24 protein-coding genes are annotated in these 23,516 nt (G+C 44.6%); 19 read left to right on the top strand and 5 right to left on the bottom strand.

Going from position 1 to position 23,516, the window contains the following annotated elements:
- Positions 1-16: 16 nt before the first annotated feature.
- Both CWO27_RS21195 and CWO27_RS21190 read left to right on the top strand, forming a co-directional pair.
- Complete coding sequence (locus tag CWO27_RS21195; protein ID WP_102480666.1) at positions 17-1,090, top strand: methyltransferase; 1,074 nt, start codon at positions 17-19, stop codon at positions 1,088-1,090.
- Between the two features lie 23 nt (positions 1,091-1,113).
- Complete coding sequence (locus tag CWO27_RS21190; protein ID WP_017062269.1) at positions 1,114-2,355, top strand: NAD(P)/FAD-dependent oxidoreductase; 1,242 nt, start codon at positions 1,114-1,116, stop codon at positions 2,353-2,355.
- A 128-nt stretch (positions 2,356-2,483) separates the two neighbouring features.
- Here the strand turns inward: CWO27_RS21190 and CWO27_RS21185 are convergent, their stop codons facing one another.
- Both CWO27_RS21185 and CWO27_RS21180 read right to left on the bottom strand, forming a co-directional pair.
- Positions 2,484-2,990, bottom strand: a complete 507-nt coding sequence (locus CWO27_RS21185) for a hypothetical protein (protein WP_017062268.1) — start codon at positions 2,988-2,990, stop codon at positions 2,484-2,486.
- Between the two features lie 139 nt (positions 2,991-3,129).
- Positions 3,130-4,263, bottom strand: a complete 1,134-nt coding sequence (locus tag CWO27_RS21180; protein WP_017062267.1) for a flagellar assembly protein FlgT — start codon at positions 4,261-4,263, stop codon at positions 3,130-3,132.
- A gap of 192 nt (positions 4,264-4,455) precedes the next feature.
- Between CWO27_RS21180 and CWO27_RS21175 the strand changes: the two genes are divergently transcribed.
- Together CWO27_RS21175 and flgP are read left to right on the top strand one after the other, a co-directional pair.
- Positions 4,456-5,091, top strand: a complete 636-nt coding sequence (locus CWO27_RS21175) for a FlgO family outer membrane protein (protein WP_017064137.1) — start codon at positions 4,456-4,458, stop codon at positions 5,089-5,091.
- Positions 5,092-5,100: 9 nt separating this feature from the next.
- Positions 5,101-5,532, top strand: a complete 432-nt coding sequence (flgP, locus tag CWO27_RS21170; RefSeq protein WP_016791311.1) for a flagellar assembly lipoprotein FlgP — start codon at positions 5,101-5,103, stop codon at positions 5,530-5,532.
- 270 nt (positions 5,533-5,802) lie between these two features.
- Here flgP and CWO27_RS21165 read toward each other — a convergent pair whose 3' ends face one another.
- The 3 genes from CWO27_RS21165 to flgA all read right to left on the bottom strand — a co-directional run bounded on the left by CWO27_RS21165 (position 5,803) and on the right by flgA (position 7,537).
- A complete protein-coding gene (locus CWO27_RS21165) occupies positions 5,803-6,228 on the bottom strand; it encodes a flagella synthesis protein FlgN (protein WP_017062264.1) in 426 nt (141 codons plus the stop codon).
- A 66-nt stretch (positions 6,229-6,294) separates the two neighbouring features.
- Positions 6,295-6,612: a flagellar biosynthesis anti-sigma factor FlgM gene (gene flgM / locus CWO27_RS21160; RefSeq protein ID WP_017062263.1), complete on the bottom strand. Its 318-nt coding sequence runs from the start codon at positions 6,610-6,612 to the stop codon at positions 6,295-6,297.
- Positions 6,613-6,790: 178 nt separating this feature from the next.
- A complete protein-coding gene (gene flgA, locus CWO27_RS21155; protein ID WP_048659809.1) occupies positions 6,791-7,537 on the bottom strand; it encodes a flagellar basal body P-ring formation chaperone FlgA in 747 nt (248 codons plus the stop codon).
- 77 nt (positions 7,538-7,614) lie between these two features.
- Between flgA and CWO27_RS21150 the strand changes: the two genes are divergently transcribed.
- The 15 genes from CWO27_RS21150 to CWO27_RS21075 form a co-directional block, all read left to right on the top strand.
- Positions 7,615-8,541 (top strand): chemotaxis protein CheV, encoded by a 927-nt coding sequence (locus CWO27_RS21150; protein WP_048609568.1) that lies wholly within the window; start codon positions 7,615-7,617, stop codon positions 8,539-8,541.
- Positions 8,542-8,552: 11 nt separating this feature from the next.
- The gene (locus CWO27_RS21145) at positions 8,553-9,380 is read left to right on the top strand and encodes a protein-glutamate O-methyltransferase (RefSeq protein ID WP_004736174.1); all 828 of its coding nucleotides are present in this window, start codon (positions 8,553-8,555) and stop codon (positions 9,378-9,380) included.
- A 255-nt stretch (positions 9,381-9,635) separates the two neighbouring features.
- Complete coding sequence (flgB, locus tag CWO27_RS21140) at positions 9,636-10,031, top strand: flagellar basal body rod protein FlgB (protein ID WP_004736175.1); 396 nt, start codon at positions 9,636-9,638, stop codon at positions 10,029-10,031.
- A 4-nt stretch (positions 10,032-10,035) separates the two neighbouring features.
- A complete protein-coding gene (gene flgC / locus CWO27_RS21135) occupies positions 10,036-10,449 on the top strand; it encodes a flagellar basal body rod protein FlgC (RefSeq protein WP_017631739.1) in 414 nt (137 codons plus the stop codon).
- A gap of 17 nt (positions 10,450-10,466) precedes the next feature.
- On the top strand, positions 10,467-11,180 hold the full coding sequence (flgD, locus tag CWO27_RS21130; protein WP_010439286.1) for a flagellar hook assembly protein FlgD: 714 nt from the start codon (positions 10,467-10,469) through the stop codon (positions 11,178-11,180).
- Between the two features lie 49 nt (positions 11,181-11,229).
- Positions 11,230-12,534, top strand: coding sequence for a flagellar hook protein FlgE (gene flgE, locus CWO27_RS21125; protein WP_048609567.1), 1,305 nt, complete (start codon positions 11,230-11,232; stop codon positions 12,532-12,534).
- Positions 12,535-12,787: 253 nt separating this feature from the next.
- Positions 12,788-13,537, top strand: a complete 750-nt coding sequence (locus CWO27_RS21120) for a flagellar basal body rod protein FlgF (RefSeq protein ID WP_107899470.1) — start codon at positions 12,788-12,790, stop codon at positions 13,535-13,537.
- Positions 13,538-13,558: 21 nt separating this feature from the next.
- On the top strand, positions 13,559-14,347 hold the full coding sequence (gene flgG / locus CWO27_RS21115; RefSeq protein ID WP_004739713.1) for a flagellar basal-body rod protein FlgG: 789 nt from the start codon (positions 13,559-13,561) through the stop codon (positions 14,345-14,347).
- Positions 14,348-14,436: 89 nt separating this feature from the next.
- The gene (gene flgH / locus CWO27_RS21110; RefSeq protein ID WP_048659814.1) at positions 14,437-15,213 is read left to right on the top strand and encodes a flagellar basal body L-ring protein FlgH; all 777 of its coding nucleotides are present in this window, start codon (positions 14,437-14,439) and stop codon (positions 15,211-15,213) included.
- Positions 15,214-15,307: 94 nt separating this feature from the next.
- Entirely contained in the window at positions 15,308-16,399 is a 1,092-nt protein-coding gene (locus CWO27_RS21105; RefSeq protein ID WP_017106350.1) for a flagellar basal body P-ring protein FlgI, read from the top strand.
- A gap of 10 nt (positions 16,400-16,409) precedes the next feature.
- Positions 16,410-17,327, top strand: a complete 918-nt coding sequence (flgJ, locus tag CWO27_RS21100; RefSeq protein ID WP_048661934.1) for a flagellar assembly peptidoglycan hydrolase FlgJ — start codon at positions 16,410-16,412, stop codon at positions 17,325-17,327.
- 223 nt (positions 17,328-17,550) lie between these two features.
- A complete protein-coding gene (flgK, locus tag CWO27_RS21095) occupies positions 17,551-19,431 on the top strand; it encodes a flagellar hook-associated protein FlgK (RefSeq protein ID WP_048659816.1) in 1,881 nt (626 codons plus the stop codon).
- 10 nt (positions 19,432-19,441) lie between these two features.
- Complete coding sequence (gene flgL, locus CWO27_RS21090; protein WP_048661936.1) at positions 19,442-20,632, top strand: flagellar hook-associated protein FlgL; 1,191 nt, start codon at positions 19,442-19,444, stop codon at positions 20,630-20,632.
- A 420-nt stretch (positions 20,633-21,052) separates the two neighbouring features.
- Positions 21,053-22,189: a flagellin gene (locus CWO27_RS21085; RefSeq protein WP_076651682.1), complete on the top strand. Its 1,137-nt coding sequence runs from the start codon at positions 21,053-21,055 to the stop codon at positions 22,187-22,189.
- Positions 22,190-22,838: 649 nt separating this feature from the next.
- Positions 22,839-23,516, top strand: a 678-nt coding sequence (locus CWO27_RS21075) for a flagellin (RefSeq protein WP_107899469.1), incomplete at its 3' end; no start/stop codon positions are given.

The raw sequence follows: 23,516 nt of genomic DNA, 5'->3' as shown, positions 1-23,516 counted from the left end.
TAAAGTTAGGTTTTTCGTGTCGGAATATAAATTAGATCCATTCAACGCATTAGAAGCAAAAACAGAAGCGCAGAAATTGTCTTTCGCTCCGATTGTTTTTCATACTGCTCGTACACTTCGTGATTTAGGCATTTTGAAAGCGTTAGATGACGCGGGCAACGAGGGTTTACCAGCAGAGTCTATCTCTGAATCGACCGGTGTCTCTGAGTACGGCGTGAAAGTCCTGCTCGATATGGCGTTAAGTGCTCATATTGTGACTTGGGAAAAGCCTAACTACAAAATGGCTAACCTTGGTTTCTACCTTCTGCATGATGGTATGACTAACGCAAACATGGATTTCACAGCCGATGTTTGTTATGCCGCGATGATGCATCTAACAGAAGCGATTGAAGAAGGCACACCTGCAGGCTTGAAAGAGTTGGGTGATTGGGAAACCATTTACCAAGGCTTGTCTCAATTGCCAGAAAAAGCAAAAGAGAGTTGGTTCAAGTTTGATCACTTCTATTCGGATCGCTCGTTCCCTGTGTTACTTGAAAAAGTCTTCAGCAAGAAACCTAAGTCGCTGGTGGATATCGGCGGCAACACGGGTAAGTGGGCGATGAAATGCTGCAACCATGATGCGGACGTTAAGGTGACGATTGTTGATTTGCCACAGCAGCTAGAAATGGCAATGGCAAACGCGGCAAAGCATGGTCATCAAGAGCGAGTCACGTCATTCCCAGCGAATATGCTCGATAAACAGCAAACTCTGCCAACGGGCGCGGATGTTTGGTGGATGAGTCAGTTCCTTGATTGTTTCTCGCCAATGGAGATTCTGAGCATATTAAAGCGCGTTCGCTCTCATATGTCAGAAGATGCGACTGTCTATATCCTTGAACTGTTTTGGGATTCACAGAAATACGATGCGGCTTCTTATAGCTTAAACGCGACGTCTCTCTACTTTACCTGCTTGGCCAATGGCAACAGTCGTTTTTACCGCTGTGAAGATTTCTTAGAGATTGTTGAAGAAGCGGGCTTTGAAGTGGTAACGCGTACCGACGATATCGGTCTTGGTCACACGCTTCTAGAATTGAAAGCTGGCGCGCAATAAAAATAACAAACATGGCTTAAATAATGAAAAAACTATCAACTCAAGTGGTGATCATCGGAGCTGGGCCATCAGGGTCTATTGCTGCGTCTTTACTTCATAAAAAAGGCATCGATGTTCGAGTGATTGAAAAGAGCGTATTCCCTCGCTTTTCTATTGGTGAAAGCCTATTACCAGCTTGTATGGAAGTGATTGAACAGGCTGGGATGACTGACGCAGTGATCAACGCTAACTTCCAATACAAAGATGGCGCTGCCTTTCGCAAAAATGGCGTTTATACGGCGTTTAATTTTGAAGACAAGTTCTCTTCTGGCCCTGGAACTACGTTTCAGGTTCAGCGAGGTGCCTTTGATAAGGTTTTGGCAGATACGGCTGAGGCGCAGGGTGTCTGCATTGATTACCAACATGAGTTAATGGGCATTAATTTCACCGACGACAGCACCATTTTAGATGTACAAGTGCTGGGTGGAGAGCGTTATCAGATAGAAGCGCAATACGTTCTGGATGGCAGTGGTTTTGGTCGAGTGCTACCAAAAATGCTTAACTTGGCAGAGCCGTCATCGCTCCCTCCACGCAAAGCTATTTTTACGCACATTAACGATCATATTGCAGAGGTGGATACCGATCTTGAATATGACCGAAATAAAATTCTTATCTCTGTGCATCCAACCAACCCTGATGTTTGGTATTGGTTGATCCCGTTTAGTAACGGTGTCTCTTCGTTTGGTGTCGTAGGAGAGCCTAAGTTCTTTGAGTCCTATCCAGAAGACAAGATTGCTGCAATTAAACAGCTGGCAGCGGAAGAGCCGGGCTTGGCTGAGATACTGGCAAGCGCCGAGTATCCAAACCCTGCGGGTGAAATTGGTGGCTATTCTGCCAATGTAAAACATTTGGCGACGGATAAGTACGCGTTGCTTGGCAATGCTGGTGAGTTCCTTGACCCGGTGTTCTCGTCAGGCGTGACGATTGCGATGAAGTCGGCACAGTTTGCGGTTGAGTGTGTCGAAAAGCAACTTAACGGTGAGAAGGTAGATTGGGAACGCGATTATGCCGCTCCTTTGATGGTTGGTGTAAACACCTTTAGAACGTATGTTGAGGGGTGGTACTCAGGTACTTTGCAGGATGTGATTTTCTATCAAGATCCAAATCCAAAGATTAAGCAGATGGTGTGCTCAATTCTGGCGGGTTACGCATGGGATCAAGCCAACCCTTATGTGAAAGAGTCTAAGCGCCGATTGGCGACACTGGCTGAGATATGCCGAAACTAGGTAATCGATTTTGTATGTAGCAATACTCTAAATTGCCACGATGGATCGTCATAAATTAAAAACAGCCGCAATGTGCGGCTGTTTTTGTATCTGAAAAATATGGGCGGTCAGCTTAATCGGATTTAAGCCTATTTTAAGTCGATGCTGTTCAACCGTCCCATAAATATAAGTAGATCAATTACGTCTTTGTGAGCATCAAGCAGCGCACGTTTGGTTTGGCTATAAGCTGCAAGTCGGCCGTGCTTTCTGATTGAACATACCTTGGTTTTGTACTTGTAGTCACCATTCTCAGAGAAGACGCGCCACTTAGCGATGTAGCACTCGTCGCGGTGCTCAGGATCACTCTGAGTTGGATTTGGCTTGAATACAATTTTGGGTTCTAAACTATGAGGCAGGCGCGTCATTAGGTAGGGCTCTTTGAGGACTTTGGGCCAAAATTTACCCCAAAGCTGTCTGCCCAGTTCATCTCTTAATTTAATGGTTTTCTTTAGTGCTTTGTCTTCACCCATACGAACAAAACCGACCGACCGATGCAGCACCGTATCTTCGGGAGTATGGATGTGGATCTTAAAAGCGGTTTTGCCTTTCGAGATAAAGCGGTAACCGGTAGCACCAATTAGATTATTCTGACTCATAGTTTGCTAAGTGATGATTATGTTATTAATAAGATTACGCCAAATACTGCAAAACCGAAACTAATACCCATGAAAAAAATAAAGCCTTAGCATCTTTGCTAAGGCTTTATTAGAAACTCTGAGACGAGAGTGTCGCTAACTACATGATTTTCTGCATCACATCACCAATTTGAATGCTTCCCGCAAGGCTTGGCTGATCAATCGTGAGTTCCGCTTCGTTTTCGTAAACGCGAGAAACCGTTAGGGTGATGTCGCTTTGAGAAACCTTGTTGCGTGGCAAACCGCGTTGGTCGATAAACGAACCTGTGTGCCACAGTTGTAACTTGTCACCTTGTTGTACGCCATGCATTCGACCTAAATCAATGGTCACAGTGTTACCAAATACCGCTGCAACCTCTGGAAGGGTGATCTTACATGACACTTCCGATTCTAAGTCCAACATAATATTACGGCTAACACGCAGCATCATGCTGCCGTAGGTTGATGCCCAGAAACGGGCACTGCGGGTGTCGACTTCACTGGTCTTAGCAAATGGCCACTTTGCCACTTCACGATAGCTACGGTTGTAAACCTGATGTCCTGTTTTACCATCGAAGACTTGCATCTCTAACGCAAACTGGCGATTGATGATGTCGTCTTTCAACAGTTTGGACTCGATGGTCGCGGTTAAATCGGTAATGTCGCCACCAATGATGTATTGTGCGCCAGTGTCTTGGGCGATCATCTTGATCACTTCAGGTCGACGTTTGTCGATGTCGTAATTGGTCGTGCCAACGGAAACAAAGCTGCGAGACTCTTGCGCCAGCTGTCGATCTACGACATGACCAAAATCATCACCGATGTTATAGATTCTGCCCATTACAGCTTGCTGTGGGGAAGTCACATCGATGTTGCCGACCAAAAATGTCTTCTTATATTGGCTCTCATGGCAAGCATTTGCCGAAGGATAGATATCGATCCTTGCGGTGATCATTATATTGCCACTGCGTTTTTTCTCTTTTTCTACCAAGATGTAGCGCACTTCATGATTGGTAAATTGAAACTCTTTTTTGTTTGCGTCGAGGTAGGGCGTGAGGTTGGCAATGCTACCAATGTCGGCTCCTGAGAACTGGATCGCTTTATATACCGCGTCTTCCAGAGCATGGACCCTTGCCGTTTCCTCTGACGATACGATGGCTGCTGTACCGGTAACCTCATACCAAGAGGCATGAGCACTGAAGCTTATGGTTATCAGTGAACTTATTGAAAATAAGTAAGAAATTATTTTTTTCATCTATTCGTTACCAGTTGGGTATAAATATTGCTTAACAAATAACTATAAGCTTGAAGCTGACTTAAGTGCGTTTTTCTTAATCTGAACCATTAATGAAAAGCAAAGACTGTTCCAACATTGTAATCCATTGAAAAGAATAATGGTGAGAACATATTGGAACAGGTGGCACTAAAACTATCTGGAGATTAGAGAATGAAAAAATGGCTCGTAGTAATGAGTGTCATGTTACTGACATCATGCGCTTATTCGCCGATCTATAACGGCAAGTCTGAATATTCAGGCAGTCAGTTTATGTTGATGGACAGCCCTCGCCATACCATGGATTTTTTTGTGGAAAGTATGACTGAAGATTTGATCATTTCGAATACAAGTATTTCAGCGAGAACGCCAATAGCAATTACTTCGTTTGTGGACCTGCAGCACATGGACACAACGAACTGGCTAGGCAACTCGGTATCAGAAGGCTTCATTCATCAGTTTCAGCGTCGTGGCTTCAAGGTGGTTGATTTTAAAACTACTGGCTCTATCCAAGTGACTCACCAAGGTGACTTTGCGTTGAGCCGCGATTGGAAAGACTTAGCTCAAGAGCAAGACGTACAGTATGTACTGACAGGCACCATGCTTCGCCAAGAAGGCGGTGTACTAGTAAATGCTCGCGTTGTTGGCATGCAAACTCGAATTGTAGTGGCGACGGCACAAGGCTTCTTACCTGCAGACCGTATTGGCCGTGACCTAGATACTCTCAACAGTATTCGAACTCAAGATGGCGTGATCATTCGTTCCGATCCAACGATCAGTCAGCCTTATACTGTTATTCTTCGCCCTTAGGAGTTCGAGATGAAGAAGTTAATGTTTGTTGTTGCCGCTTTATTGCTTGTTGGCTGTCAGCCATTGCAGAGCATGAGACCTGATGATTTCTTAGTGGCTGTTGGCTATGCGAGTATCAGTGAGCAGAAAGGTCGTAACGACGAAGAGAGACGTATCCGTGCGATGAGAGCCTCTAAGATCGATGCTTATCGTGAGCTTGCTGAACAGGTTTACGGCATGCGAGTAAGCGGTCGAGCAGAACTTGAAGATCAACGGCTTGGTACAGAGCGTACGTCAGGTGCGGTTGATGGTGTTATCCGTGGCGCAGAAGTGGTGCGCAGTTACCCTGTGGGTGATAGCTACGTAACAGAGCTTCAGTTGGATATTCGCAAGATGGATCAGCTACGTAACTACGGTGAAGTTCAGGCAGTACCTGAGAAGAGACAACAAACACTGTTCTAATTTCGGTGTTCGAATTGAATATTCAGTGATATTGGTTGCTACTCGCTATCCAGATGGCATATCGGCAACCAATAACTAATATGGATGTAAAAGCGGCAAGTATGAAAATACTTGCCGCTTTTTTGTTTATCGATTTTGTCAGGGTGTTCAAAGGCTGATTAGAAATTTTGATAAAGGACAACGACAGAAATAGCCTGAGATACAGATACAGATACAGATACAGATACAGATACAGACTTAAGTAGGGGTGTTGTTGAAGAGGTAGCTTAACTAGGCTTTTACGTTGGTTCCCAGCGTGGAAATAGTATGCGTTTGACCACCGGCATTGTAGGTCATGCCAATTTTACCGTGGCTTTGCTGCATCATATTGCTAAGTTTTTTGAAGCTAAGGTGTGCTCGATTCAAGGCTTCGCCATTAACAAGGTTCGCTTGCTGGCAATCGTGCACTATCGACTGGATCTTTGTGACTAACTGAGCAAGTTCAGGATTCTCGGTCAGTTCTGAGATATTGGTATGGGTCGCGATTCGCTGATCGGTTGATCTTAATTGTTCAACAAGGACTACTTTTTCTTTGGCGATTCGCTCAATATCGTTTGATTGTCGGCTCGTAATAGCGGTTTTCTCTGAACTTAATAATTCAGATAAGGCTTTGGCATTTTGAAGTTGAAAATTAACTAAATCTGCTAGTGCCGCCATAACGTAAACCTATTCATAACCTCGTATGCTTTAAGACAATCACTTCAATCAAAAGTGAGTGTTGGCTTAAAGACCTTTTAATTCATCTTCGAACTTGATCATGTTGTCTGCCAGTTTTTCTGGATCAACAGTGTATGAACCGTTCGCAATCGCTTCTTTGATCGCTGCTACTTTCACAGAATCAAAGCTTGGTTGTGCTGCCATATCTTGGTGGAGCTGACCAATCGCTTTGCCTTGTTGGCTAAGTGAAACCGCATCTTTGCTTGCTGGTGATTTAGTTGATACATCAGAACGTGATGCCTCAGAACTAGAATCAGAGCGTACTGCTGATCGGTTAGTGGTCGTTAGGGTTTGCCCTGAACGAATATTATCAATGCCTGCCATAGTTAAGCCTTTTTCTTCAAAAATGGGAACCTGTACAGTCAATATCGACCAAGGGTTCGAATACTTTAGCAATTTTTAGCTCAATAGTCGAAAAGCGACAAAACACCGCCGCCGTCATATTTGGCGTTAGAGTAGAGAGTGAAATCGTTAACGATACCGTCAATTTAGAAGTAAAGAGTTAAAAGTAAACTGTGACTTCAGACATGCTGGTAACAATTCCTTCAATTATACGCTGTGATTTGTCATTTTTCACTCTTACTTGATCACCCATAGAGCCATCGGTAAGCGCAGTCCCTTTGGTGGTAATGGTCATGCCACCTTTTACTGCCTGTATGATAACCTTCTCGTTTCGGCAGACGACACAGATATCACCTCTTTCTACAACATCGCCCGGTCTTAGGTTCTTTTTTACCTTAGCGCCGATGACTTGTTGTGGGGCTGTGAAACCTTGGCGACGAAACTTGTTAAGAGAAATCATAGCGGTGGTGACATCGTATTGACCGACGATTTCGCCTCTCGCGAGTGAACGAGTGGTGGTGACAAGGGGCACCGACATCGAAAGACGCACGGGTACATAAACGCGCCACTCATCAGGAACACATTGCACTAAAACCGTAATACTGCTGCGGGTATTGGTGGTGGTTGAGGCGCTGGTCTCTAAAGGAATTGGGCAGTCTGTCGCTTTGATTCTTGAATCAACATTTGCTGAATTAACAAAGAGTTCGCCGCCTTGTGGCTGCTCTACCGTATCAAGGATATGTTGTTCTGCTGCAGACTGAATCATCTCAATTTGTTCTGGGGTCGCAGCTTGTACAAAAAAACTAAACAATATTGATAAAATGCCGATAAACTTAGCGACAGTTTTAAAAGTAGCTCTACACATTGCTATGGAAAAAAGCGGCAGATTTGTTTTATAATACATCATTCCGTTTCTCTAGTGGTTCGTAGCCTGCAGTAGACTAACACTTTTTATCCAAAAAAGTTTGATATGGAGATGAGCTCATGACGGGTATTCTTGATTCGGTGAATCAGCGTACGCAACTCGTCGGTCAAAACCGATTAGAATTACTAACCTTTCGCCTAATGGGGCGTCAGCGTTACGGCATTAATGTCTTTAAAGTAAAAGAAGTGCTTCAATGCCCTAAGCTGACGAAGATGCCAAACTTGAACCCACTGGTTAAAGGTGTCGCACACATTCGTGGCCAAACGATCTCTGTGATCGACTTGAGCTTAGCGATTGGTGGCCGTCCTACAACGGATGTTGAAAAGTGTTTTGTGGTTATCTCTGAGTTTAACCGAACCATTCAAGGTTTCTTGGTAAGTTCAGTAGAGCGCATTATTAACATGCACTGGGAATCGATTCTTCCGCCACCGGATGGCGCAGGTAGAGCTAACTACCTGACAGCGGTAACCAACATTGACAATGAATTGGTAGAAATTCTCGATGTTGAGAAGATCCTTGCAGAAATTTCTCCTGTTGATGAAACAATGGACAGCAAGATTGCTGAAGACATTGCGAAAGTAGAACAAGAGAAAGAACTGGTTCGTCGCATTTTGATCGCTGATGACTCGACCGTTGCTCGTAAGCAGGTCCAACGTGCTATTGAGTCAATTGGCTTTGAAGTTATCTCAGTGAAAGATGGTAAAGAGGCCTATGAGAAGCTGGTGCAGATGTCATCAGAAGGCAGTATTTACGACCAGATTTCGTTGGTGATTTCAGATATCGAAATGCCAGAGATGGATGGATACACGCTAACTGCTGAGATTCGTCGTCACGCCGAACTTAAAGATTTATACGTAATTTTACACTCATCATTGAGTGGTGTATTTAACCAAGCCATGGTTGAACGCGTAGGAGCTAACTCCTTCATCGCGAAATTCAACCCTGATGAGCTTGGTGCAGCGGTAAAAGCTGCGTTAACTAACTAAAAGAGACATTAATGACTGCTATAACAATAAGTGATCAAGAGTATCGCGATTTCAGCCGTTTCTTAGAATCTCAATGTGGCATTGTATTAGGTGACAGCAAGCAGTATTTAGTGCGCAGTCGTTTAAGCCCATTAGTAACGAAGTTTAAGTTAGCTTCGTTATCTGATTTGTTGAGAGATGTAGTAACAGGTCGAAACCGTGAGCTGCGTGTGGCTGCTGTCGATGCCATGACGACGAACGAGACACTTTGGTTCCGTGATACTTACCCGTTTGCTGTGCTTGCGGATAAGCTTCTACCGGAAATAGCGGCAAATAAACGTCCTATTAAGATTTGGTCTGCCGCAAGCTCTTCAGGCCAAGAAGCATACTCAATGGCAATGACGATTCTTGAAACTCAAGCTCGTAAGCCGGGTATGCTGCCAAATGTATCGATTACCGCAACTGACATCTCAGCAAGTATGTTGGATATGTGCCGCACGGGCGCGTACGACAACCTAGCTTTGGGACGCGGACTTTCTCCTGAGCGTCGTCGTACCTTCTTTGAAGATGCGGGTGATGGTCGTATGAAAGTGAAAGACAACGTGAAGCGCATGGTGAACTTCCGTCCTCAAAACTTGATGGACAGCTATGCATTGTTAGGCAAGTTCGACATCATTTTCTGTCGTAACGTGCTGATTTACTTCTCACCTGATATGAAGTCAAAGGTACTTAACCAGATGGCAAACAGCCTCAACCCTGGTGGTTACCTACTATTGGGTGCGTCTGAATCGTTAACAGGCTTAACGGATCGTTTTGAAATGGTTCGCTGTAATCCAGGCATCATCTACAAATTAAAGTAATGAATAGCACCAGTATAAGGTGCGACGTTACTGCTTAAATTCAAAACCCAGCCAAGTGCTGGGTTTTCTTTTTCCTGCTTAAGCTATATCTTTAAGTCAGAGTGACATTCCAATTTACTCTATTTTTTGGCTTGTATATTGCAAGTTTACCTACGAGTAACCTGTAAAAGTATTGATAGACCGCTTTGTTTTAAAAGTTGGTATATATATTGCTTTGGTTATTTCATAACAGTCAGTTCTTGAGTTGAGGTTTACATGGCTATTTCTTTTGACAATGCTTTGGGCATTCACCAGCACACAGTTGGTGTACGTGAGCGTAACGCTGAGGTGCTTTCCACCAATATCGCGCAAGCAAACACGCCTGGGTATAAAGCAAAGGGATTAGACTTTAAGAAATCACTGCAAGCGGCAAGTTCTGGGGCAAGCATTGGTCTTAGCCGTACAGATGGTCGGCACATTTCTGCCTCAACAACGGTGAACGGGGAAACGAAGTATCGAATTCCTACACAACCTGATACAGGAGATGGCAACACGGTTGATTTGGATTTGGAAAGAAACCTTTTCATGCAAAACCAAATTAGGCATCAAGCCTCTCTCGACTTCTTAGGAAGTAAGTTCAAGAATTTAACTAAAGCGATTAAAGGGGAATAATTAGATGAGCTTATTTAATGTATTCAATGTGACTGGTTCTGCGATGAGTGCTGAATCTGTTCGTCTAAATACTACCTCGAGCAACCTTGCAAACGCGGACAGTGTAAGTAGTTCTGCTGAAGAAACTTACAAGGCTCGCCACGCAGTGTTCGGCGCTGAGTTAAATCGAGCACGCAACAGTGACCACACTGTGCCTGTGAAAGTATTGGGTATTGTAGAAAGCGATAAGCCGCTGAGCGCGGAGTACAACCCTGATCACCCATTAGCGAACAACGAAGGCTACATCTATAAGCCTAACGTGAACGTTATGGAAGAGATGGCAAACATGATTTCGGCATCACGTGCGTACCAAACGAACGTACAGGTTGCTGACTCGAGTAAACAAATGCTGCTGCGTACGCTGCAGATGGGTCAATAAGGATAAGGAGGTAGCACATGGCTGGAATCAACAACAATGTTGGTCAAAGCGGCTTGTCCTATGTTGACCAGCTGAAGAGTCTTCAAGATGGCGCTAAAAAGCCCGATGAAACAACAGGTAAGCAGGATCTTAAACAAGAAGATTTCTTATCTTTGTTGACTAAGCAACTAGCACAACAAGACCCTTTCAAGCCGGTTAGCAATGACCAGATGATTGCGCAAATGGCTTCATTTGCGACTGTAGATGGCATTGGCAAAATGAATACACAGTTTGAAAGCTTGAATTCATCAATGACCTCTAACCAAGCACTTCAGGCATCCTCTTTGGTTGGTCGTGACGTATTGGTTCCTGGTGCGGCAGGTGTAAAACCCGGTGATGGCGGTATGGCGGCAATGGTTAAGCTTCCTCAGGCAATGGACAATGTAATGGTCCGTGTTGAGAACGAAGTTGGCCAATTGGTTCGCACATTTGATATCGGCTCTAAACCATCTGGTGATACACGTGTTGAATGGGACGGAAAAGACGAAGACGGTAACCCATTGCCGGCCGGTAAATATAACGTGAAAGCGTCGGGTTTACTGGATGGCGAGAACACAGAGTTCCAAGTTTCCAGTTATGCGAACGTGAACAGTGTGCTTCTTGGTAAGGGTGATGGCAACGTACTACTCAATCTGGCTGGTTTCACATCGCCAGTACGACTTGCTGAAGTACTAGAAGTTGGTAAAGCGTAGCTCTTTATTGAGTGACTATGCTAGCTAGATAGATTAGGAGAATATTGGAATGTCATATGTAGCTTTAAGCGGCCTATCCGCTGCACAATTAGACCTGAATACAACCAGTAACAATATTGCGAACGCAAACACGTTTGGCTTTAAAGAGTCTCGTGCAGAGTTCGGTGATGTTTACTCAAACTCGTTGTTTACTAACGCAAAAACGACGTCTGGTGGTGGTGCGCAAGCTAGCCAAGTGGCGCAACAGTTCCACGAAGGTTCAAGTATTTATACGAACAACCCAATGGATTTGCGTGTAAGTGGTACAGGTTTCTTTGCAGTATCGAAAGATCGCATGGTGCCAGAGATTAACGAACTAACGCGTAATGGTGCATTTCACCTAAACAAAGACAACTACATGGTTACGGCTAATGATGAGTTTCTTTTAGGTTACGATGTGGATCCAAACTCGGGTGAAGTTCTTTCTTACGCGCCAAAGCCTCTCGACATTCCTGCTGAGTTTGGTAAGCCAAAACAGACAGAAAACATTGAAGTAGGGGTCAACCTTCCTGCAAATGGTGATCTTAAAGACCCGGCTGCATTTAACTACCAAGATGCTGATACTTATAACCGTGCAACGTCTTCGACGGTATACGATTCTATGGGTCAGTCTTACAAGTTAACGACTTACTACCTCAAAGATCAGACTCAACCAAACACTTGGCAAACGTACTACACCATGTCAGATGAGAATGGTGAGAAGCCATTGAACATTACTGGCGGTGATGCGACGAATGCAACAGGTCATGTTGGTCACACAATGAAGTTCAACAATGATGGTACGTTAGCAAGCCTAAACAGTGGTCAGCCAATTAACTCTGATCCTCTAGGGGCAGGTGCGAACCCAATTGACTTGAACGGTGCCGATCCAACACAGGTGCTTAAGTTTGGTCTGGATTCTTCAACTCAGTTTGCTGCTCCGTTTGAATTGACTAAGTTTGATGAAGATGGTGCGACAACAGGTTTCTTAACTAAAATCGATTTCGATGAGTACGGCAGTGTTCTAGGTACTTACTCAAATGGTGAAAACGTGATGCTTGGCCGTGTAGGCTTAGTTCGTGTACCAAATGAGCAAGGCCTGGATAAGAAAGGTGGCACTCAATGGGATTCTACTAATGACTCAGGTGACAAGATCTGGGGTGAATCGAACAAAGGTTCATTTGGTAGTATCAACAACGGCTCTCTAGAGCAATCGAACATCGATATGACTCAAGAATTGGTTGATTTGATTTCTGCTCAACGTAACTTCCAAGCGAACTCGCGTTCTCTAGAAGTACACAACCAACTGCAACAAAATATTCTTCAGATTCGTTAATCGTTTCGAACGTTTGAATCATCTGCGAATACCCAATTCAATGTTATTGAATTGGGTATTGTTGTTTGCTTTTTTATTTGCCGCCTTTATTGCCGCCCGGTAATGCCTCTGGCAACAATGACTCCTCAATGATCCTTTAATGATCACCCCTCTTTGTTCTTTTTCTATTTAAGTTTATGATAAATAACACTTAAAAATATTGGCACAGTGTTTGCTTTATAAGCTCTAGAAAATGATTTTTTGGAGCAAAATTATGGATCGCGCACTGTTTCTTGCCATGAGTGGCGCTAAGCAAAATATGCAGGCTTTGCAGCTACGTGCAAACAACCTTGCCAACGTGAGTACAACGGGTTTCCGTGCTGATTTAGCACAAGCACGTTCAATGCAAGCGTATGGTGAAGGCATGCCTACTCGTGTTTTCAGTATGACAGAGCGTCCGGGCCATAGTTTCTCGCAAGGTAGTGTGGTTACCACTGGCCGAGATCTCGATGTTACCGTTCAAGGTGATGGTTGGATTTCAGTTATGGATAACATCGGCCGCGAAGGTTTAACACGTAACGGCAACCTTAAGGTTGACCAAAACGGTTTGCTAACTAATGCAAGTGGCCATTTGGTGCTAGGTGAAAACGATGCGCCAATCACACTGCCCATCCCAATCAGTAAAGTAGAAATTGGTACTGACGGTACGATTTCGGTGATTCCTCAAGGCGCTCCAGCTGAAGAATTGGCCGTAGTTGATCGTATTAAGCTTGTACGTCCAGACAACCAAACTTTGTTTAAAGATACGAATGGTCTATTCCGTTCGAAAAACCCAGATCAGGCATACGAAGCAGATGCAGCGGTAACGTTGCTAAAAGGTGCTATCGAAGGCAGTAACGTAAATGCCGTAGGTGAAATGACCAGCTTAATTGACTTACAACGTCAGTTTGAAATGCAGGTCAAGATGATGAGCACAGCAGAGGAAATGGACAAGTCGTCTGATTCACTGCTTCGTATGAGCTAATAGAGTTTAAAGGAAATTGCTATGCATCCAGCACTATGGGTAAGTAAAACAGGTTTAGACGCCCAACAAACCAATATCTCAACGATTTCGAACAACCTTGCCAACGCCTCGACCATTGGTTTTAAAAAGAGCCGCGCGGTATTTGAAGATCTGTTCTACCAGAACATCAACCAACCGGGTGGTCAATCGTCTCAGAACACTGAGCTGCCAAGTGGTTTGATGTTGGGTGCTGGTTCTAAAGTTGTTGCTACTCAGAAAGTGCACACGCACGGTAACGCACAAACAACGTCGAACAGCCTAGATATGATGATCGAAGGTGACGGCTTCTTCCAAGTTGAGATGCCAGACGGTGAAACGGGTTACAGCCGTAATGGTCAGTTTACTCTGAACGGTGACGGCGCAATCGTAACATCGGGCCAAGGTTACCCTCTACAACCAGAAATCGTGATTCCTGAAGACGCGATCTCAGTAACGGTTGGTAACGACGGTGAAGTATCGGTTCGTCTACGTGGTGAGCAAAACAACGTCGTAGTTGGCCAAATCACGATTACAGACTTCGTAAACCCAGGTGGTTTAGAGCCAGTCGGTCAAAACCTTTACTTACCGACTGGTGCGAGTGGGGACCCGCAAGAAGGTGTACCGGGTTTTGATGGCTTAGGTAACATCCGCCAATCGATGCTAGAAACATCGAACGTAAACGTAACCGAAGAGCTGGTAAATATGATTGAAGCTCAGCGTGTATACGAAATGAACTCGAAAGTTATCTCGTCAGTAGACAAGATGATGAGCTTTGTTAACCAACAGCTGTAATTGGTTTGTTAGCCGTTTACTTATTCGAATTCATCAACGTGTTTCTACTAATTGATCCATTGACCACTGCCTGCTGAGAGTATATCGCCATGAAACGTATTTTTTGTTTAGCTCTGTTTATGTCTATGACGGGTTGTGCTGTGCTGGACCCGATAGAGACTCCAGCAGAAGAAAACGCAACCACAGTAGTTGATGCAGTGGAAGGTGATAAGTCGGCTGAAGAGAGCTCAGGCATTATCGACACGCTTCGTGGTAGAACCGATCCAATTGCAGGTGACCCTGCATGGGCGCCAATCAATCCAAAGCAGAAACCAGAGCATTACGCAGCGGCAACGGGTTCACTATTCAATGTGAATCATATTGGCAGCATGTACGATGACTCAAAACCGCGTGGTATTGGTGACATCATTACTGTGGCGCTAGATGAGAATACTCGAGCGACCAAAAAAGCCAACGCGGACATGTCTAAGTCGAACGATGCATCGATGGAGCCTTTGGCCGTTGGTGGTCAAGAGCTAACGATCGATAAGTACAACTTCTCTTACGATCTGAGCAACACCAATACCTTCGCTGGTGATGCGTCAGCCAACCAAAGTAACAGCATCAGCGGCTACATTACCGTAGAAGTTATTGAAGTATTAGCCAACGGTAACCTAGTGGTTCGTGGTGAAAAGTGGATGACATTGAACACAGGCGATGAGTATATCCGCCTGAGTGGCACTATCCGTCCAGACGATATTGATTTCGAAAATACCATCGCTTCAAACCGTGTTTCTAACGCAAGAATTCAGTACTCGGGTACGGGCGTGCAGAAAGATATGCAAGAGCCTGGATTCTTGGCACGATTCTTTAATGTATCTCTGTAGGGCTTGAGAGGGTGTCGACATACTGATAGCCTCTATCACTCAGCCATATTTAGCTAAGCTATTATAAATTAAAGCAATACAGACAGGTTACTCAATGAAAAAACTAACACTCGTACTATTCGGCATGCTATTTCTTGCCACCAGTGCCCATGCTGCGCGTATTAAAGACGTGGCAAAAGTGGCGGGTGTTCGTAGTAACCAACTTGTTGGCTACGGTTTGGTGACAGGTTTGCCGGGTACAGGTGAGACAACTCCCTTTACCGATCAAACGTTTAACGCAATGCTGCAAAATTTTGGCATCCAATTGCCGCCCGGCACTAAGCCAAAAACCAAAAACGTAGCGGCTGTTATTGTGACTGCTGAACTGCCAGCTTTCTCTAAGCAAGGTCAGGAAGTTGACGTAACCGTGTCTTCTATCGGTTCGGCAAAAAGCCTACGTGGTGGTACGCTGCTACAAACCTTTTTAAAAGGTCTTGATGGCCAGGTGTATGCCGTAGCGCAAGGTAACTTGGTAGTAAGTGGTTTTAGCGCGCAGGGTAACGACGGTTCTAAGATTGTCGGTAACAACCCTAACGTTGGCATCATCTCTAGCGGTGCAACGGTTGAACAAGAGATTCCAACCCCATTCGGTCGCGGTGACTATATTACCTTCAACCTAATCCAATCAGATTTTACAACGGCTCAGCGTTTGGCTGATGCGGTTAACAACTTCTTAGGCCCACAAATGGCGTCTGCGGTAGACGCGACGTCAGTAAAAGTTCGGGCACCTCGAGAAATCAGCCAACGTGTGGCTTTCCTGTCTGCAATTGAAAATATCGAATTCGACCCTGCAGAAGGTTCTGCAAAAATCATTGTTAACTCTCGTACCGGTACGATCGTGGTTGGTAAGCACGTTCGCTTAAAAGCGGCGGCGGTAACGCACGGTGGTATGACGGTCGCAATCAAAGAAAATCTCAACGTAAGCCAACCGAATGCATTTTCTGGCGGCCAAACAGTAGTGGTTCCTGATTCAGATATCGAAGTCACTGAAGCTGATGGCAAGATGTTTAAGTTTGAACCTGGCCTAACGCTGGATGATTTGGTTCGAGCAGTTAACGAAGTCGGCGCAGCGCCTTCTGATCTAATGGCAATCCTTCAAGCACTGAAACAAGCGGGTGCGATTGAAGGCCAATTGATCATTATCTAAGGGGTTAAGCATGATTAAGAATAACAATGACATCGGCTTTATCCACGACATCGGCAGCCTAGACCGCCTTCGTCAACAAGCGGTAAACGGTGAAGAAGGCAGCGAGAAAGAAGCATTAACCGCTGCGGCAAAGCAGTTTGAATCAATTTTTACCTCAATGTTGTTTAAGTCGATGCGCGATGCAAACTCAAGCTTCAAATCGGATATGCTGAATAGCCAGAACGAGCAGTTTTATCGCCAAATGCAAGATGAGCAAATGGCGAGTGAGTTGAGTGCTTCGGGTTCGTTAGGTCTTGCGGATATGATTGTGGCGCAGTTAAGCGCGGGTCAAGCAAGCGATGCGACGGAAGATAAGGTTCGTAGTGAAGGCTTTGATACTTCATTGCAAAGACCTCAGTACTCAGGCCGTTCAGAAGGTCGAGCATCAGAAGTACAATCTGCGCAAGCAGCAAAACAGCCAGTATCCTTTGATTCTCCAGAATCGTTTGTGACCTCAATGAAGCCTTACGCAGAAAAAGCAGCGAGCGCGCTTGGTGTGGACTCGTCTCTACTATTGGCACAAGCTGCCCTTGAAACGGGTTGGGGTTCTAAAATGGTTAAGAACTCTTTGGGCAACAGCAATAACCTATTCAACATCAAAGCAGACAGAAGTTGGAAGGGCGATAAGGTTGCTACGCAGACACTTGAGTTCCACGGTAAAACAGCCGTTAAAGAGTCGGCTTCTTTCCGTTCTTACTCAAACTTTGAAGATAGCTTTAACGACTATGTGAAGTTCTTGAACGAAAACCCAAGATACGAAACGGCATTGCAGCATCAAGGTAACTCAGAGAACTTCATCAAAGGTATCCACCAAGCAGGTTACGCAACTGACCCTAACTATGCAGATAAGGTATTGCGCGTTAAAGCTAAGATTGATGAGATGAACTAATCACCTTTAATGAACATTGAGAGCTTGCCATTGGCAGGCTCTTTTCCTATCTATCACCTCAAGTTTTGCTGCGAAGTCTGTAGTTATCTCCTTACACTTCAATAAATTATTGCCTTTGAATTCTCAGTTTTATCTATTGGCATATATATTGCTTTATCTCTTGATGATATGCAGTTGTAGTTAATCAGTTTGCGCTGATTTTGTTAAGTTTTTTGGGGGCATTATGGCGTCGGATCTTCTGAATGTAGGGGCACAAAGTGTTCTTACCGCTCAGAGACAGCTAAACACCACAGGTCATAACATTTCTAACGCCAACACAGAGGGCTATAGCCGCCAATCTGTGATTCAAGGTGTGAATGACCCGCGCCAGTACGGTGGCCAAACCTATGGTATGGGTGTGCATGTGGAAAATGTTCGCCGCTCTTGGGACCAATTTGCCGTCAATGAACTTAACCTATCGACAACCAATGCCGCCAACAAAGGTGATACCGAAGCCAACCTAGATATGCTGTCGGGCATGTTGTCATCGGTTGCTTCGAAGAAGATCCCAGAAAACCTCAACGAGTGGTTTGACTCGGTTAAAACATTGGCCGATACACCGAATGATGTTGGTGCGCGAAAGGTTGTATTAGAAAAGGCTGGGCTATTAACTAAAACCTTGAACGAATTTCATGAAACAGTTCGACAACAGTCTGATTCTACTAATAAAAAGTTAGATATGGGTATCGAGCGAGTTAACCAACTGGCTTACGAGATCCGTGACGTACAACGCTTAATGATGCGAACTCCTGGGCCACATAACGACCTTCGGGATCAGCACGAAAAGCTTATTAATGAGCTGTCTGGTTATACCAAAGTCACGGTAACTCCGCGCTCAAACGCCGAAGGATTTAACGTCCATATCGGTAATGGCCATACCTTGGTTTCAGGTAGTGAAGCAAGCCAACTGAAAATGGTTGATGGCTTGCCCGATGCGCATCAGCGTCGCTTGGCGATTGTTGAAGGGAAGTCTTTAAAACCGATCACCAGCAGTGATATCGACGGAAAAATCGGTGCCATGTTAGACATGCGAGACGAGCATATTCCAGCAATCATGGATGAGCTTGGTCGTTTGGCGACGGCGTTTTCGTACAAGGTAAATAGTCTTCAAGAGCAAGGTTTGGATCTCAACGGCAACGTAGGCCAAGATATTTTCACCGATGTGAACTCAGAGCTGGTGGCAAAATCTCGTGTCACGGCTAGTGGGCAGTCAACAGCGGATGTTGCGGTATATATCGATGACACCTCTGCCTTAAAAGGTGGTGAGTACGGCCTTAAGTATGACGGCAGTGATTATGTCGTGACTAAGCCGAATGGCGAAACCGTTAAGGTGACGACCGACTCTAGTGGTAACGCTTTTTATCTTGATGGCATGCGAGTGGAAATACGTAATCCTCCTGAACTTGGCGAGAAGTTATTACTGCGCCCTACGCGCAACTTTGCTGCGCAGATTCAGATGGAAACTAAAGACCCTAGAGATATTGCCGCACAAAGTTATGAGGCATCGACCACCTTTGCTAAAGGCACTGCGGGGTTCAAAATTTTAGCGGCTGGCCAATTACGTGAGTTCGAAGTGGTTGTATCGCCAAAGGGTGAGCAATTTGCCGTGACGGATCCAAAGGGCAACATTTTAATGCAGCCGCAACCGTATCCGCCACAAGGGCCTGTGACCATCAATGGCACCACCTTTGAGCTAACAGCCGGTGCGGTGGCAAACGATAAATTTACGGCAAACCTTGTCCCATCAGAAGGCGATAACGGAAACCTACGTAAGCTACAAGATCTCCAAACAGGTAAGATCTTGAATGATGGTGAGTCTACGATTTTAGACCTTTACCACAATTTGAACACCAATACGGGCTTGAAGTCTTCCACGGCAAATCGCTTGAGTGATATCGCGACGCTAGAAAAGCAGTCAGCTCAAGAACGTATTGCTTCGATTTCGGGGGTTAACCTCGATGAAGAAGCGGCAAATATGATGAAATTTCAACAAGCGTATATGGCTTCGTCACGCATCATGCAAGCAGCCAACGATACGTTTAACACCATTTTGGCTCTGAGATAGGAAGGTATAAATGTTGAATCGCATCTCTAGCTTCCACAATTATCAGTCAGTACAAAACGACTTGCGCCGCCAAGAGAACAAGGTGCATCACAACCAAGCGCAGCTCGCTTCTGGTAAGAAGTTGCAGTCGCCGAGTGATGACCCATTGGCGACGCACTATTTACAGAATATTGGTCAGCAGTCAGAGCAGCTTAAACAGTATGTAGATGCGATTACTTTAGTAAGAAACCGTCTTGAACATCATGAGGTATTGGTCTCCAACACTGAAGGCTTTGCTGATGAAGCAAAACGAACCGTGATGGAAATGATCAACGGTGCACTTTCTCCAGAAGACCGCTTAGCTAAGAAGCGTGAAATTCAAGAACTGGCGAATAACTTTCTGCATTTAGCCAACTCTCAAGATGAGTCGGGTAACTACACATTTGCGGGTACTAAACCAAAGAACCAACCTTTCTTTCGAGATAATGAAGGGAACGTGACTTACCAAGGTGATGACTATCAACGCAAGATGCGTGTGGCAAGCAGCTTTGAAATGGCGATGAATGATCCCGGCAGCAAAATGTTTATGGAAATAGACAACCCGTTCGGGGATTACGAGCCTCAATATGAGCTTGAGCCTGCGTCTGAGTTATTGCTCGGGCGTGCGACCAACAGCGATGAAGATGGGTCTACTTATAAAGTGACTTTTGTCGACATGCAGACGGGTAATTTCGCTTATCAGCTTGAAAAAGACGGTGCAGTGGTTGCAGCAGAAGATTTTGATCCTTCGACAGGCATTGTTTACGAAGGGCTGAATATTCAAGTCAAAGGCCAGATCACTAAGGGTGACTCCATCACCTTAGAGCCGAGAGAGACATTCTCTATCTTTGATACGTTCAAAGAGGCGGCAGAACAGGCAGAAAACCCTGTGTCGGATGCATCGGCAACGGCGAAATTGCACCAAGTAACAGAAGAGTTCCATGCTGCGTTTATCCATTTAACTAAGGCGAGAACCGATGTCGGTGCACGCTTGAGTACCTTGGATATTCAAGAGCAACAACATGAAGATTTTAAGTTGTCTTTGGCGAAAGCAAAAAGCAACTTTGAAGACTTGGATTATTCGAAAGCCATCATTGAATTCAATGAAAACTCTCGAGCACTCCAAGCTTCACAACAAGCGTTTGGCAAAACAAAAGACCTGACCTTGTTTAATTATATTTAATGATCAATCGGTATTTAGTGGTGAGCTGCTGTTCATCACGGAGTCGATTCTTTGCCTTATGTGCTATGCCATACGTGCGAATGACTTCAATACTTGCCGCTTTTTTATACGAAACGTTTTGTTTTTCAAGATAGCGGCAAAAAACGGCAATCAGGAGGGTATACGTTGTTTCACCCTCAAAGAACAAACAATCATAATCGCGTTTAATTTTTTGTAAGTTTTTGATTTTTATTTAATTAAAAAATTATTTATACAAAATTAAACTTGGCATACAACTTGTATCTGTGTTGGTTATAAATGATTAATACAGATCTTAAACCCTGAATAGGGTTTATCGAGTAATACACGGTCAGTGCTTATCCATATGAGAGTAAAGCTGGCCGCTTCGCAGAAAGTTTGCGAACTCATAAGGAGAGCAAAATGGCTATCAATGTAAGCACTAACGTATCTGCTATGACAGCACAACGTTACCTGAATAAAGCGTCTAATGACTTAGCGACTTCTATGGAGCGTTTGTCATCTGGTCACAAGATCAACAGCGCGAAAGATGATGCAGCAGGTCTGCAAATCTCGAACCGCTTAACGGCTCAATCTCGTGGCCTTGATGTAGCAATGCGTAATGCTAACGACGGTATTTCGATTGCTCAAACCGCTGAAGGCGCGATGAATGAATCAACCAACGTACTGCAACGTATGCGTGATCTAGCGATTCAATCATCAAACGGCACTAACTCTCCAGCAGAGCGTACTGCACTGAACGAAGAGTCAATGGCACTTCAAGATGAGCTTAACCGTATCGCGGAAACAACCTCTTTTGGTGGCCGTCGTCTACTGAATGGTTCATTTGGTGAAGCGTCGTTCCAGATTGGTTCTAACTCTGGTGAAGCGATGATCATGGCGTTGACTAGCATTCGTGCCGATGATTTCCGCATGGGTGGTACTACGTTTGATTCAGAAAACGCGAAAGATAAAGATTGGCAAGTGCCGCCAACTGCAAGCGATCTTAAGTTCGAATTTAAGACTAAAGCGGGCGAAGACATCATTCTAGATATCAACACCAAAGCGGGTGACGATATTGAAGAACTGGCGACTTACATTAATGGTCAATCTGATCTAGTGAACGCATCGGTTACCGATGAAGGGCGTTTACAGTTGTTCGTTGCTGAACCTGATCTTGAGGGTTCAATGTCTATCTCTGGTGGTCTAGCATCTGAGCTAGGTATTAAGAGTGAAGGCCGTGCAACATCAGTTCAAGATATCAGCCTAACAAGCGTTGCAGGTTCACAGAACGCAATCAGTGTGATTGATTCTGCAATGAAGTACGTAGATTCACAGCGTGCTGATTTGGGTGCGAAACAGAACCGTCTAAGCCACAGTATTAATAACTTGGCAAACGTACAAGAGAACGTAGACGCTTCTAACAGCCGAATCAAAGATACGGACTTTGCGAAAGAGACGACGCAAATGACCAAGTCACAAATTCTGCAACAAGCAGGTACTTCGATACTTGCTCAAGCAAAACAGTTGCCTAACTCTGCAATGACATTGTTGCAATAGTTATTGGTTGAACTTGCTGCTCGTGTTCAGACGTGAGCCATGCAGCAAGGGAAACTGGCAAGCATACTTACTATTGAGTGTTTAGCTCTCTCATCTCTCACCTGCTATCCATTTTTACGGTAAGAATGCAACGGCAAGTCGGAAATGTGTTCATTTCTCGATGATCTCCACACAGGCTCTGACGCGCCAACTAGCCCCGGTTCTCTCAAAGGAAAAGGGGCTTTTTCCTTTCTGTGTTTCTTGTTTTTGCTACTTACTTCCCTGCGAATTTTCTCGCTCTACCTTTCTTAGATCTCTATTTGAAGGCTCTTCTTCACGACAAATAATTTCATCTATTGCACAGGATTTGCCTACCCCAGAGATCTTTGGTGATTGATCATTTCTCCACCTTGACTAATTTAGATGTCGATTCGTACGTTTTTTAAACAGGTTGAAATCTTTTTTCAATTGAAATCTATCTCTGTAATAGAAAGTGATGAAAATTAAATTATTGATAAATATCAGGTTAATAATTTTTTTTTGGTTTTTTAAAAGTTTTTCTAAAGCTTCTGAATTTCGCGCCGTTATTAAAAGTAACTTTGAGAGAACTACTTTGGTTTTCCGAGACGTCGGAAACCGCTATACCGGAAAATCAATTGGAGAAATCACCATGGCAGTGAATGTAAATACAAACGTTTCAGCGATGACAGCACAACGTTACCTAAACAACGCAAACAGCGCACAACAAACATCAATGGAGCGTCTAGCTTCAGGCTCTAAAATCAACAGCGCGAAAGATGACGCTGCGGGCCTACAAATCTCTAACCGTTTGAATGTTCAGAGCCGCGGCCTTGATGTTGCTGTACGTAACGCGAATGACGGTATCTCTATTGCACAAACTGCTGAAGGTGCAATGAACGAAACAACGAACATCCTGCAACGTATGCGTGATTTGTCTCTACAATCTTCAAACGGCTCAAACTCAAAATCTGAGCGTGTAGCGATTCAAGAAGAAGTAACAGCACTTAACGACGAACTAAACCGTATCGCGGAAACTACGTCTTTTGGTGGCAACAAGCTGCTTAACGGTACTCACGGTACTAAATCATTCCAAATCGGTGCGGATAACGGTGAAGCGGTAATGCTTCAACTGAAAGACATGCGCTCTGATAATGCTCAGATGGGTGGTAAGAGCTACCAAACTGAGAACGCGAAAGACAAAGATTGGAACGTTCAAGCTGGCTCTAACGACCTAAAACTGTCGTTCACTGATAACTTCGGTCAAGCACAAGAAATCGACATCAGCGCAAAAGCGGGTGACGACATCGAAGAGCTAGCAACTTACATC

The organism is Vibrio sp. 10N.286.51.C3 (assembly GCF_003050065.1).
Classification (GTDB): Bacteria; Pseudomonadota; Gammaproteobacteria; order Enterobacterales; family Vibrionaceae; genus Vibrio; species Vibrio crassostreae.
Note: the sequence above shows the minus strand (reverse complement) of the source record. Positions and strands in the feature narration are given on the sequence as shown.

Coding starts and splice junctions, on each gene's coding strand:
- flgL (WP_048661936.1), top strand. CDS start 19,442: ATGTTGAATCGCATCTCTAGCTTCCACAATTATCAGTCAGTACAAAAC.
- CWO27_RS21105 (WP_017106350.1), top strand. CDS start 15,308: ATGAAAAAACTAACACTCGTACTATTCGGCATGCTATTTCTTGCCACC.
- flgK (WP_048659816.1), top strand. CDS start 17,551: ATGGCGTCGGATCTTCTGAATGTAGGGGCACAAAGTGTTCTTACCGCT.
- flgP (WP_016791311.1), top strand. CDS start 5,101: ATGAAGAAGTTAATGTTTGTTGTTGCCGCTTTATTGCTTGTTGGCTGT.
- flgA (WP_048659809.1), bottom strand. CDS start 7,537: ATGATGTATTATAAAACAAATCTGCCGCTTTTTTCCATAGCAATGTGT.
- CWO27_RS21180 (WP_017062267.1), bottom strand. CDS start 4,263: ATGAAAAAAATAATTTCTTACTTATTTTCAATAAGTTCACTGATAACC.
- CWO27_RS21185 (WP_017062268.1), bottom strand. CDS start 2,990: ATGAGTCAGAATAATCTAATTGGTGCTACCGGTTACCGCTTTATCTCG.
- flgE (WP_048609567.1), top strand. CDS start 11,230: ATGTCATATGTAGCTTTAAGCGGCCTATCCGCTGCACAATTAGACCTG.
- CWO27_RS21120 (WP_107899470.1), top strand. CDS start 12,788: ATGGATCGCGCACTGTTTCTTGCCATGAGTGGCGCTAAGCAAAATATG.
- flgG (WP_004739713.1), top strand. CDS start 13,559: ATGCATCCAGCACTATGGGTAAGTAAAACAGGTTTAGACGCCCAACAA.
- flgJ (WP_048661934.1), top strand. CDS start 16,410: ATGATTAAGAATAACAATGACATCGGCTTTATCCACGACATCGGCAGC.
- CWO27_RS21150 (WP_048609568.1), top strand. CDS start 7,615: ATGACGGGTATTCTTGATTCGGTGAATCAGCGTACGCAACTCGTCGGT.
- flgC (WP_017631739.1), top strand. CDS start 10,036: ATGAGCTTATTTAATGTATTCAATGTGACTGGTTCTGCGATGAGTGCT.
- CWO27_RS21190 (WP_017062269.1), top strand. CDS start 1,114: ATGAAAAAACTATCAACTCAAGTGGTGATCATCGGAGCTGGGCCATCA.
- flgB (WP_004736175.1), top strand. CDS start 9,636: ATGGCTATTTCTTTTGACAATGCTTTGGGCATTCACCAGCACACAGTT.
- flgD (WP_010439286.1), top strand. CDS start 10,467: ATGGCTGGAATCAACAACAATGTTGGTCAAAGCGGCTTGTCCTATGTT.
- CWO27_RS21175 (WP_017064137.1), top strand. CDS start 4,456: ATGAAAAAATGGCTCGTAGTAATGAGTGTCATGTTACTGACATCATGC.
- CWO27_RS21165 (WP_017062264.1), bottom strand. CDS start 6,228: ATGGCGGCACTAGCAGATTTAGTTAATTTTCAACTTCAAAATGCCAAA.
- flgH (WP_048659814.1), top strand. CDS start 14,437: ATGAAACGTATTTTTTGTTTAGCTCTGTTTATGTCTATGACGGGTTGT.
- flgM (WP_017062263.1), bottom strand. CDS start 6,612: ATGGCAGGCATTGATAATATTCGTTCAGGGCAAACCCTAACGACCACT.
- CWO27_RS21145 (WP_004736174.1), top strand. CDS start 8,553: ATGACTGCTATAACAATAAGTGATCAAGAGTATCGCGATTTCAGCCGT.
- CWO27_RS21085 (WP_076651682.1), top strand. CDS start 21,053: ATGGCTATCAATGTAAGCACTAACGTATCTGCTATGACAGCACAACGT.